The 12,114-nt window shown below is 40.9% G+C and carries 11 protein-coding genes and 1 tRNA gene; 6 read left to right on the top strand and 6 right to left on the bottom strand.

Annotation, left to right across the window (positions count from 1 at the left end; genetic code table 11):
• Window positions 1-7 precede the first annotated feature (7 nt).
• From ftsL to FTV37_RS00565, 4 genes are all read right to left on the bottom strand, one after another.
• Window positions 8-340: a cell division protein FtsL gene (gene ftsL / locus FTV37_RS00580; RefSeq protein ID WP_078189390.1), complete on the bottom strand. Its 333-nt coding sequence runs from the start codon at window positions 338-340 to the stop codon at window positions 8-10.
• Between the two features lie 10 nt (window positions 341-350).
• Window positions 351-1,262: a 16S rRNA (cytosine(1402)-N(4))-methyltransferase RsmH gene (rsmH, locus tag FTV37_RS00575; RefSeq protein WP_180008673.1), complete on the bottom strand. Its 912-nt coding sequence runs from the start codon at window positions 1,260-1,262 to the stop codon at window positions 351-353.
• A gap of 185 nt (window positions 1,263-1,447) precedes the next feature.
• Window positions 1,448-2,464: a sulfate ABC transporter substrate-binding protein gene (locus FTV37_RS00570; protein WP_180062807.1), complete on the bottom strand. Its 1,017-nt coding sequence runs from the start codon at window positions 2,462-2,464 to the stop codon at window positions 1,448-1,450.
• 250 nt (window positions 2,465-2,714) lie between these two features.
• The gene (locus FTV37_RS00565; protein ID WP_180062806.1) at window positions 2,715-3,722 is read right to left on the bottom strand and encodes a sulfate ABC transporter substrate-binding protein; all 1,008 of its coding nucleotides are present in this window, start codon (window positions 3,720-3,722) and stop codon (window positions 2,715-2,717) included.
• A 381-nt stretch (window positions 3,723-4,103) separates the two neighbouring features.
• On the opposite strand from FTV37_RS00565, the gene FTV37_RS00560 reads away from it, so the two are divergent.
• From FTV37_RS00560 to FTV37_RS00545, 4 genes are all read left to right on the top strand, one after another.
• Complete coding sequence (locus FTV37_RS00560) at window positions 4,104-4,397, top strand: hypothetical protein (protein WP_180062805.1); 294 nt, start codon at window positions 4,104-4,106, stop codon at window positions 4,395-4,397.
• 169 nt (window positions 4,398-4,566) lie between these two features.
• Window positions 4,567-6,075, top strand: a complete 1,509-nt coding sequence (gltX, locus tag FTV37_RS00555; protein WP_180062804.1) for a glutamate--tRNA ligase — start codon at window positions 4,567-4,569, stop codon at window positions 6,073-6,075.
• A 91-nt stretch (window positions 6,076-6,166) separates the two neighbouring features.
• A tRNA-Glu gene (locus tag FTV37_RS00550) sits at window positions 6,167-6,242 on the top strand.
• 154 nt (window positions 6,243-6,396) lie between these two features.
• A complete protein-coding gene (locus tag FTV37_RS00545; protein WP_078189395.1) occupies window positions 6,397-6,738 on the top strand; it encodes a hypothetical protein in 342 nt (113 codons plus the stop codon).
• Between the two features lie 25 nt (window positions 6,739-6,763).
• Here FTV37_RS00545 and FTV37_RS00540 read toward each other — a convergent pair whose 3' ends face one another.
• The gene (locus FTV37_RS00540) at window positions 6,764-7,735 is read right to left on the bottom strand and encodes a cation diffusion facilitator family transporter (protein ID WP_180062803.1); all 972 of its coding nucleotides are present in this window, start codon (window positions 7,733-7,735) and stop codon (window positions 6,764-6,766) included.
• A gap of 354 nt (window positions 7,736-8,089) precedes the next feature.
• Here FTV37_RS00540 and FTV37_RS00535 point away from each other — a divergent pair, with 354 nt between their 5' ends.
• A complete protein-coding gene (locus FTV37_RS00535; protein WP_078189397.1) occupies window positions 8,090-8,500 on the top strand; it encodes an SEL1-like repeat protein in 411 nt (136 codons plus the stop codon).
• A 63-nt stretch (window positions 8,501-8,563) separates the two neighbouring features.
• Here the strand turns inward: FTV37_RS00535 and ettA are convergent, their stop codons facing one another.
• Window positions 8,564-10,225 carry an energy-dependent translational throttle protein EttA gene (gene ettA / locus FTV37_RS00530; protein ID WP_078189398.1) on the bottom strand — a complete coding sequence of 554 codons (1,662 nt, stop codon included), beginning with the start codon at window positions 10,223-10,225 and terminating at the stop codon, window positions 8,564-8,566.
• A gap of 319 nt (window positions 10,226-10,544) precedes the next feature.
• On the opposite strand from ettA, the gene FTV37_RS00525 reads away from it, so the two are divergent.
• On the top strand, window positions 10,545-11,822 hold the full coding sequence (locus tag FTV37_RS00525; RefSeq protein WP_180062802.1) for an O-acetylhomoserine aminocarboxypropyltransferase/cysteine synthase family protein: 1,278 nt from the start codon (window positions 10,545-10,547) through the stop codon (window positions 11,820-11,822).
• Window positions 11,823-12,114 lie beyond the last annotated feature (292 nt).

Raw genomic sequence — 12,114 nt, 5'->3', positions numbered from 1 at the left:
CGGCAGCCTATTTTTTCTGTTCTGGAGTTTGTGGCAATGAAATAACAACGGTTTGTGCAATAGGAGGCGAATACATGCGTAATTGGGTAACTGCACGTGTCCCAATTTGGGCTGTTGCACCGAAAGTTTGTTGTTCGATCAGCAAACGTCCCCATTCTGCGTTGAGGTCATCCCTTTCACGCATATAGGTACTCAATTGACGATAATCTTGGCGATATTCAAAGACTTGAAAGACCACCATAATCGCACTCACAAAAACCAAGAGCAATAAAATGCCATATGTAATGATTTTCTTCGACTGCGATTGATCAGAGTTTTTTTCGATTGCTTCGGTTTTCATTCTTTGCCTTTTAAGCTAAACGCTCTGCCACACGAAGCCAAGCACTACGAGATCGCGGATTGGCTTTAACTTCTTCTTCACTTGCTTTAATTCGTGACACTTTTTTTAAGCGGCGGGTATCTTCGCGTTTTTGTGGTAAACCCCAGCCTGTGTCTTCTGCAAGTGTAGATTCTTTTTGAATAAATTGTTTAATTAAACGATCCTCTAAAGAGTGGAAACTGATTACTGCAAGAGTGCCTTCAGGTTTCAGCATATCCACCGCTTGAGGTAAGAAGATATCAATATCGTCGAGTTCTTTGTTAATAGCAATACGAATTGCTTGGAAAGTTCGTGTCGCTGCATGTTTATTTTTTTCCCATTTCGGGTGGGCAACTTTCACGATTTCGGCCAATTGAGCTGTGGTTTCAATATACCCTGCCGCTTTAATCGCTTTGGCAATACGGCGGCTATAACGCTCTTCACCATATTTAAAAATAATATTAGCTAAATCTTCTTCTTCAATATCAACCAACCACTCTGCGGCTGTTGGACCTTGTGAATTGTCCATACGCATATCAAGTGGGCCATCTTTCATAAAACTAAAGCCACGCTCTGCTTGGTCTAGCTGCGGAGATGATACCCCTAAATCCGCCATAATACCGTCGACCAAATCGATACCTCGACTACGCAGTTCCTCTTTTAAATCGGCAAAACTAGCGTGAATGATTTTAAAACGCGCATCTTCTTGTTCTAATTCTGCTGCAACAGCCAATGCTTGCGGATCTTTATCAAAGGCATAAACACGTGCGTTTTCATCTAATTTAGACAGTAATAAACGCGTATGACCACCACGCCCAAATGTACCATCTACGAAAATTCCTGTATTGCGATCTGCCAGTAAAGCATCAACAGTTTCATGAAGTAATACAGAAATATGCGACATAAGGGTTCGTTCAACACAGCTAAAAATGTAACTGCACATTATTACCTTGTTTTAGCAAAGCTCCAAACGTCTTTTTGTACAGAAATATTACTTTCCATAGAGAAAACCGTTTTTATTTTTTGCCATCCATTAAAAAACCTCCCGAAGGAGGTCTTTAAACATCTCAAATCATAGATTTCGATGCATTAACGCTTGTTATTGTAGATCTGATCGAAGATCGCACCATTCACAAAATGTGTCTTTTGCGCTTTTGCCCAACCACCAAACACTTCATCGATGGTAAAGGTTCTTAATGGCGGGAACTGTGATTTATATTTTACTAAAACTGCTGCATTACGTGGGCGGTAAAAATGACGAGCTGCCATCTCTTGACCTAATGGAGAATAAAGATAATTGATATAGCCTTGAGCTAACCATTTATTACCATTTTTATCGACAGTTTTGTCTACGATTGCCACTGAAGGCTCAGTCAAAATCGACATCGATGGATATACGATATCAAATTTGTTTTTACCCAAAGTTTTTTGCGTAACTAAAGCTTCGTTTTCCCAAGTCAATAACACATCACCAATACCACGTTCTGCAAATGTAGTCATCGATGCACGTGCCGCAGAGTCCATTACTTTTACGTTATGGTACATCTTACCCACGAAATCTTTGGCTTTCGCTTCATTACCACCCGGCTGTTTCAAAGCATAACCCCAAGCTGACAAGTAAACCCAACGTGGGAGACCGCCAGTTTTCGGGTTTGGGGTAATAATTTGTACGCCCGGTTTGGTTAAATCAGACCAATCTTTAATATGTTTCGGGTTGCCCTTACGCACCATGAAGACAATCGTTGACGTATATGGCGCTGAGTTATGTGGAAACTCTTTTTGCCAACCCGGCTGAATCTGACCAGACTTTACAATTTCTTCGATGTCATTGGCCAAGGCCAAAGTCACGACATCACCTTTTAAGCCATCAACCACGGAACGGGCTTGTTTACCTGAACCACCATGTGATTGTTTAAATGCAACCGTTTTACCGGTACGCTCTTTCCAATATGCACCAAATGACTTATTAAATTCGTCATAAAATTCACGCGTTGCATCATAAGAAACATTTAAAAATTCACGATCAGCGGCCTGAGCAGACGCTGAAAATGCAACACCAGTGGCAAGCAACGCGGCACTGAGCCACGCCTTAAATTGAGTTTTCATAACAGCCAGCATAAAGTTATATTCAATACTGCTAAATATATGAAATAAAGTCATAAATCGCAATTGCAGCGTGTTTAGACGCTTTGTTGAATACAGCTAACGCTACGAATTTAATTGTTTGTTTTTCATATTAAAATACACAAAAACAATCTACTTATTCCCTATATATAGATTTTTATGCATTACATATGCAAAAAAACGGATAACCCCCAATTATCCGTTTTTACACCAATCAACTTTATTTGCAGACTTACTCTTTATTCTTTTCACTATAGATTTGATCGAAAATCGCACCATTCACAAAATGTGTCTTTTGCGCTTTTGCCCAACCTCCAAACACTTTATCAATGGTAAAGGTTTGAACTTTCGGGAATTGAGCAGCGTATTTTGCTGTGGCTTTTGCATCGCGAGGGCGGAAGAAATATTTACCTGCCAGCTCTTGGCCCTTAGGTGAATATAGATAGTTTAAATAACCCTTCGCCAAATTTCGATTACCATTTTTGTCGACGGTTTTATCCACTACTGCCACTGAAGGTTCAGCTAAAATCGAAATAGACGGATAAACAATGTTATATTTATCTTTGCCTAGGCCCTGAGTCGCTAATAGTGCCTCATTTTCCCAAGATAGTAAGACATCTCCAATGCCACGCTCAGCAAAGGTCGTGAGCGAACCACGTGCACCAGAATCCAATACTTTGACATTGCTATAGAGTTTTTTCACCAATTCTTTGGCTTTGGCCTCATTTCCACCCGGTTGTTTTAAAGCATATCCCCAAGCTGATAAATAGATCCAACGCGGTGCCCCACCTGTTTTTGGATTTGGCGTAATAATTTCAACACCCGGTTTGGTCAGGTCATTCCAATCTTTAATTTTTTTCGGGTTGCCCTTACGCACCAAAAATACGATAGTTGAGGTATACGGTGCAGAATTATGTGGAAATTGTTTTTGCCAATTTTTATTGATTTGTCCGGTCGCCACAATTTCATCAATATCGTTGGCCAATGCCAAAGTGACAACGTCTGCTTGTAAACCCGTTGCTACTGCACGAGCTTGTTTGCCAGAACCACCATGTGATTGTTTAAAGTTAATCTCTTGTCCTGTACGTTTTTTCCAATATTGTCCAAATTCTTGGTTATATTCCTGATAAAACTCACGTGTTGGGTCATATGAGACATTTAAGAAATCTTTTGCGGCATACACCTGTACCGCCACTCCACCCAACAAAGCGAAAATGCCCGATGCTATTATTTTTTTCATCTGCTCAAACTCAAATTGATCTTGAGAGCACTATACAAATCAAAAATAACTTTAACAATCAGCTATCTATAATATAAATTCAAATCTATTTCTGTTTTAAAGATATCTAAAAATAACGTATTTAAAGCTTTAATTCTGCTAATATAGCAACAATCAGAAGCAATCTCCATGCTATCTTCATAGTTGTTTGCTAAAACATCCGAAAATCTGGAGAAAACAGTCTATTTAGGTAATCCCAGTACAGACTTTTTTAGTTTTTTTGTAAAAATTGTGACGTAGTTCTACTTTTTAATTACGAAAGATGGTTAAATCGTAGCCTAAATATTAAAACTATTTTGCAAATAAAAAGTTCCATCACCAAAACTAGGGGGAGATTTGGACATGAAATTTTCATACGCACTATGCCTAGGCTTAAGTTTAAGCGTTACTGCACAGACTGCTTTGTGTGCTGCAACCAGCACCGCATCGAATAATAAACTTACGATGCCTGCTGAACGTACCTCATTGATCGAAAAAGCGATTAATCAGCAAAAATCTGAAGGTAAAGGCCGTACAGACGATAATTTAAAAGTACTTACGTCTATTAAAGCTGCACCGACTCAAAGTTTCTTTGCATCACAAAACCAAAGTTTTTCTCGTTTTGTTCAAGCTATTTTTTCTGGTAGCAGCTCATAACGACATCAGCATACTCATGTCATCCAAGCTATTGTTTTAGACGAGTTCCCCTACTGTCGTCTAAAAAATACTAAAAAACGCCTGATCACTCAATGTTGAATTAAGCATTAAGTGATCAGGCTTTTTCGTTATAATAGATCCCAATTTACATTCTGATTAAAAGCTGATTATGACTGTTCGTACTCGTATCGCACCTTCTCCTACTGGTTTCCCGCATGTTGGGACTGCTTATATTGCATTGTTTAACTTATGTTTTGCGAAGCAACATGGCGGTGAATTTATTCTTCGTATTGAAGATACAGACCAACTGCGCTCTACCCCAGAATCTGAAAAAATGATTTTAGATTCATTGCGTTGGTTAGGTTTGAACTGGTCAGAAGGTCCAGATGTGGGTGGCCCTCATGCGCCATACCGTCAATCTGAACGTATGGATATTTATAAACAATATGCTTTGGAACTGGTTGAAAAAGGCCATGCATTCTACTGCTTCGCAACAGCAGAAGAACTCGATCAAATGCGTGCGGAACAACAAGCTCGTGGTGAATCACCGCGTTACGACGGACGTGGCTTAAAACACACTACGGAAGAAGTGGCGCAGCGTTTGGCTGCTGGTGAACCGCATGTCATTCGTATGAAAGTGCCTGAAGAAGGGATTTGTAAATTTAACGATTTACTGCGTGGCGAAGTCGAAATTCCTTGGGCGCAAGTCGACATGCAAATTCTACTGAAAACCGATGGTTTACCGACGTATCACTTGGCAAACGTAGTTGATGACCATTTAATGGAAATCACTCACGTGATTCGTGGTGAAGAATGGATTCCCTCTGCGCCTAAACACCAATTATTGTACAAATATTTTGGTTGGGACATGCCGGTGCTTTGCCACATGCCGCTGTTACGTAACCCAGATAAATCAAAACTGTCTAAACGTAAAAACCCAACATCAATTAACTACTACAAAGACATCGGCGTTTTACCAGAAGCCTTGTTGAACTACTTAGGCCGCATGGGCTGGTCAATGCCGGATGAAAGTGAAAAATTCACTTTGGCTGAAATGATTGAACACTTTGACATTCAACGTGTATCACTAGGCGGTCCAATCTTTGATGTTGAAAAGCTAAACTGGTTAAATGGTCAATGGATTAAAGGTTTAACACCGGGTCAATTGCTCGATACCCTACTGGCTTGGAAATCAGATCGTAATACCTTGGAAGAAATTGCTGCTGCGATTCAACCACGTATTAATTTATTGTCTGAAGCAGTGAATTGGGCAGGTTTTTATTTCAACCAATTCCCAACACTCAGCAAAGAACAGTTTGAAAGCAAAAAATTGACTGAAGAACAAGTTCGTCAAAGCCTTCAATTTGCCATTTGGCGTCTAGAAAGCATGTTCACTTGGAACAATGACACTGTCAGCCAAACTCTGATGGATTTGGCGAACCAAATGGACATTAAACTTCGTGACTTCATGCCAACCTTCTTTATTGCTATTGCTGGTTCGACATCTTCGACACCGGTTATGCAATCGATGGTAACCATTGGTCCTGATTTAACCTTTGCTCGCTTACGTCATGCGCTTGAAATTGTGGGCGGTCCGAGTAAAAAAGAAACAAAAGCATGGGAAAAACTCAATGAAAGCCTAAAACTGCCGAAAAATGATGCAGTTGATGAAGCTTAATTGATTTTTTAGTTGACGGATGGGCGTTATCCCCCTAATATAGCGCCCATACCGAGAGATGGTGTCAACCCACTCTAAGTTGCCTCAAATTGTCCCTATCGTCTAGAGGCCTAGGACATCGCCCTTTCACGGCGGTAACCGGGGTTCGAATCCCCGTAGGGACGCCATATTCAAGGTGATGCAAATCATCTTATAAAAAACCCAAGCATTATGACTTGGGTTTTTTATTGCCTAAATTTTATCTGATTTAAATTTACGGTATTTTTGCTTTCTGCGTCATTCTGATTAAAATAAACCATAGATTAAAATTATGGAGTTGCAATGCAATACCGTTGCCCTAAATGTCAAAGCCCTAAAATTATGCCTCTTGCGCAAGCAGGCCAGCCTGTTGCTCGTCCTGTCGTGCCTAAAAGCCTGATTATCCTCATCCCTGCGGTATTTATTCTTTTACTGTTGGTGATTATCAGCATCGCAATGTGGATTTTTGGTGACGGTGCAGGTACTACATTACAAACTGCGACTGTTGTTGTATTTATTGCCTGCTTGATTGCTGGCTTCATGTTCTATCGCGACCTGCCAGATTTTAAAATCTCAATGCAAGGTTTTATGCAATCACAGAAAAAATGGAAATGCCGCGAATGTAATCATGAGTGGGAAATCTAAACAGGCCATTTAAATCACATCAGCATTAGTGCTGATGTGGTTCATCATGAGAATGCGCGTGATCATCTTGAAGGTGCTCATGTGCATGATCAGACTTTTGGGTGTGTTGGTGTACCACACATTCATCCTCTTCGATCTGCAAAGTCATCTCCGTGATTCCATGTTCATGTTGCAACATTTCAATCGCCTCAAAATATAAGGCATTACGATCGGCTTCAGGTGCAAAGAGATGAACTGTCAAATGCACATTCTTTGACGTTATTGCCCAGACCTTTAACTGGTGAATGCTCTCCACCCCTTTGAGTGCCAATAAATCATTGCGTAACTTTTCTATGTCGATTTCTTCAGGCACGCCTTCCAATAAAATATTGATACTTTGTTTTAATAAAATCCAAGTCCTTGGTAAGACCCAAAAACCAATGAGCACCGCTATAAGGGTATCGACCCACATCCAGCCCGTAAAATAAATAATCGCCGCGCCAATAATCACACCCACCGAACCTAAGGCATCACTCAACACCTCTAGATACGCTCCTTTCACATTCAAGCTTTCTTGCGAACTGGAAAATAAAATACGCATCGAGATTAAATTAATGATCAAACCAATAACCGCCACAATCATCATGCCCATGCTTTGAATTTCCGGCGGCGTTGAAAAGCGCTGATAGGCCTCATACAAAATATAAATCGCAACCACAAATAGCATCAAGGCATTAAACAAGGCAGCCAAAATCTCAAAACGCTGATAGCCAAAGGTGCGTTTATTGTCAGCAGGAAGCTTGCCAATTTTGATCGCGACCAATGCTATGGCAAGGGCTGCAGCATCGGTGAACATATGTGCCGCATCTGACAATAGCGCCAAACTTTGCGTCATAAAGCCAGCAATAACTTCAATAATCAAAAAAGTACTGGTCAGTGCTAAAGCAAAACTTAATTTTTTGACATTCCCTTCTGTGACAACGGCATGGCTGTGGTCATGCCCATAATGCTCACTCATTATTTTCTGACCTTTATAAATTATATGTTCTTCAGCCTTGAGCTTAACAGGTGCAGTAAACGTAATAAAATTACATCATTCAACCTTCAGTATTACGTTTTACTTTCAAGCTTAAAAACTGCTTTTTCAGCATCCTCTTTCAGTTTATTCAAATTAATTTTCTCGATCTAGATAACTGAAATTACTTATAAATATTTTTTTAATACCTATTCACATATCATGACAAGCATGCTAATTTTCATCTTAAGTGTGATCTGTTTAAAACAATTAAATCATTCATCGCAGCGCACGAATGACTACTGTTAATATTTTTTATTAATCAAGTGGTTATACTTAGCAACAAGGAGTTTAACAATGATGATACAAGCTCTGAAAAAAATTTATGCACTGTTGTCACAACAGATGAATCCAAAGTTGCAAGGAATGCATCTTTCGGTTCCAGAAGCCGAGGGTGATTACGCCCAAGGGACTTATTTTGAAATTCTTGCGGCTCAACACCATCAAGACTTTCTCAGTCACCATACTATGGATTCAGCAGACCAATCCCCTACCGACTATCGTAATGCAATGTGGAATTTTTTAAGTGCCGCATTAAAAGGTCATAAAGATGCCCAATATCGCTTAGGTCTCGGTTATTTACGTGGAGAACTCGGCTTAGACCGTAATTATGAACTTGCAGAGCTTTGGCTCAGTAAAGCTGCTGCACAAGGCCATGAACATGCAGACTACGTCTTACATCATGCCTATGAAGACATAGTTGTATAGTCATTGCATCTCAAGCAATAAAAAACCAGCCCGCAGGCTGGTTTTTTATTTTAAAACTGGAACTTAGTTACCAATTTTGCGGTATTTCTGACGCTTTGCAACAAGGTCATCACCATCACGTTTACGGCGGTATTCTTCAAATTCATGGTAGTTACCCGTGAAGAATTCAGGGGTTTCACCTTCAAATGACAAGATGTGCGTAGCAATACGGTCGAGGAACCAACGGTCATGCGAGATCACCATGACAGTACCTGGGAATACCAGAATGGCATCTTCAAGCGCACGTAAAGTTTCGATATCCAAGTCGTTTGATGGTTCATCGAGTAAGATGACGTTTGCGCCCATTTGCAGGATTTTCGCAAGTTGTAAACGGTTACGCTCACCACCTGACAATTGACCTACACGTTTTTGCTGATCTTGACCTTTGAAGTTAAAGCGACCGATATACGCACGAGATGCGATTTCGTATTCACCAATTTTCAAGATGTCTAAACCGCCAGAAACTTCTTCCCAAACAGTTTTGTTGTCATCTAAGGTGTCACGAATCTGACCAACATAAGCCACTTTAACCGATTCACCCAGTACCACAGTACCTGTATCTGGTTGTTGCTCGCCTGTCATCATACGGAACAATGTGGTTTTACCCGCACCGTTCTCACCCACGATACCCACAATGGCACAAGGTGGTACAACGAATGATAAGTCTTTATAAAGCGTACGATCACCAAACGACTTGCTGATGCCTTCAACTTCTACAACCTTGTTGCCTAGACGTGGACCAGGTGGAATGTAGATTTCAGACGTTTCGTTACGCTGTTGGAATTCGCGTGAGTTAAGCTCTTCAAAACGCTCCATACGCGCTTTGTTTTTCTTTTGCTGACCTTTGGCATTTGAACGAACCCATTCAAGTTCTTTTTTCAATGCTTTAGCAAAAGATTCTTCTTGCTTCTGTTCTTGCTCTAAACGAGCATTTTTCTGCTCTAACCAAGAAGAATAGTTGCCTTGGTATGGAATACCCATGCCGCGGTCAAGCTCAAGAATCCACTCTGCCACGTTATCCAAGAAGTAACGGTCATGGGTAATCGCAACAATTGTACCTGGGAAGTCTTTCAAGAAACGTTCTAACCAAGATACTGATGAAGCATCCAAATGGTTCGTCGGTTCGTCTAGAAGCAGCATGTCTGGTTTAGACAATAACAAACGGCAAAGTGCAACACGACGGCGCTCACCACCAGACAACTTAGATACATCTGCATCCCAAGCTGGAAGATTCAACGCTGCAGCAGCCTGATCCATTTGGTTCACAATATTATGTGCATCCCATGAATGGATAATGGCTTCTAACTTCTCTTGTTCTTTTGCAAGTGCATCAAAGTCAGCATCTTCTGCTGCATATTCTGCAAACACTTCATCAAGACGCGCCAAAGCATCTAACGGCTCACGTAAACCGTCTTCAACGTTACCACGAACGTCTTTGCTTTCATCCAAGGGCGGCTCTTGTTCAAGGTAACCAATTTTGATACCCGGTTGAGCACGTGCTTCACCTGAGAAATCTTTATCTACGCCCGCCATAATACGAAGCAAGGTAGATTTACCTGCACCGTTTAGACCAAGCACACCAATTTTTGCGCCTGGGAAAAATGATAAAGAGATGTCTTTCAGGATTTCGCGCTTAGGCGGAACCATCTTCGACACACGGTTCATCGTGTAAATATATTGGGCCACTTAGGACTCCTCAATAGTCAAAACATATACGGAACAACACAAAGTTGCCCCTGCTCAATTGAGCGAAAAAATAATCGGCTATTATACGCATAAAGTCGTGAAAAAATAAGGTTTCGCACACGCCTTCAATGCATTGTTACAAGTTTAATGGCGAACAAAATTTAAACATGCGTTTTTAAGCATAATTTCGCTCATCTTTAGCTGAAAATTTTTCAATAATATGAATAATTATGATATTAATTTTATAAATAAAGCACTTTTATTCATATATATAAGTGATAGACTGTTTAAAAAATTAGCTCACTTAGATGAAGTAATCATGACCTATAAAGACGAAACTTTAGCAATTCACGCGGGGTATACCCCGGAGCCAACCACCAAAGCGGTTGCGGTGCCGATTTATCAAACCACCTCATATTCCTTTGATAACACACAGCATGGTGCTGATTTATTTGACTTAAAAGTTCAGGGTAATATTTATACCCGCATTATGAATCCAACCACGGCGGTACTTGAACAGCGTGTTGCAGCGCTCGAAGGCGGTATTGGCGCTTTGGCCTTAGCCTCTGGTATGGCGGCCATTACATATGCGATTCAAACCATTGCTGAAGCAGGCGACAATATCGCTTCAGTTTCGACCCTATATGGCGGCACATATAATCTGTTTGCCCACACCCTGCCGAAACAAGGCATAGAAGTTCGCTTCTTTGATTATCAAAACCCCGAAGCGCTGCGCAGCCTCATCGATGACAAAACCAAGTTGGTCTTTGTCGAATCTATTGGTAACCCATTGGGCAATATTATTGACCTCGAAGCAATTTCGAAAATTGCGCATGAATTTGGCATACCTGTAGTAGTAGACAATACCGTTGCTACTCCTGTCCTGCAAAAATCATTTGAATTTGGTGCCGACATTGTGGTGCATTCATTGACCAAATATATTGGCGGTCATGGTAATTCGATCGGCGGCATCATCGTCGATAGCGGCAAGTTTCCTTGGGGCAAATACCCTGAACGTTTTAAATCACTCAACACCCCTGATCCAAGCTACCACGGGGTGAATTATGTCGAAGCTTTAGGTGAGGCAGCCTACATTGCCCGTGCGCGTGTAGTACCACTGCGTAATACGGGCGCTGCGATCAGCCCGCACAATGTGTTTTTGATTTTACAAGGTTTGGAAACCTTAAGCCTGCGCATGGAACGCCATACTGAAAATGCGCAAAAAGTGGCTGAATATTTACAGGCGCATCCAAAAGTAAAATGGGTCAACTACGCTGGCCTAAAAGACCACCCGCAGCATGCTTTGGCGCAAAAATATGTCAAAGGCAAACCGTCTGCGATTCTTTCCTTTGGGGTGCAAGACGGCCTTGCAGGCGGCACGCGTTTCATTGATGCCTTGCAGCTGTTTACCCGCCTTGTGAATATTGGTGATGCCAAAAGTTTAGCCTGCCATCCCGCGACCACGACACATCGTCAGCTCAATGAAGATGAACTAAAAGCAGCAGGTGTCAGCATTGATATGGTTCGTTTATCGATTGGGATCGAGCATGCAGATGACTTGATTGCCGACTTAGAGCAAGCCTTAGCTGCTGTTTAAACCACAAGTGCACAATCCACAGGCCTTATTTTTAAGGCCTGTTTTTATTTCCATTTCATTTAAATAACCTTCCCCACATAATCTGCCTTCCAATTTTGCGCATCTATGGCCCTGCTTCTATATTTATTTACAATTTTATTTATCTTGAAAATCGACTTTTTTACATTGCAACGATGTTGCTAAAAGCACTTCTCTTTCACATATTTATGTGTTAAAAATTGAGTAAATAGGGATTTTAATTTAGAGTAAAAACTCTAAATATTATTTTATTATCAATTACTTATCATATGGC

This window comes from Acinetobacter sp. YH16042, from assembly GCF_013417245.1.
Classification (GTDB): Bacteria; Pseudomonadota; Gammaproteobacteria; order Pseudomonadales; family Moraxellaceae; genus Acinetobacter; species Acinetobacter amyesii.
Note: the sequence above shows the minus strand (reverse complement) of the source record. Positions and strands in the feature narration are given on the sequence as shown.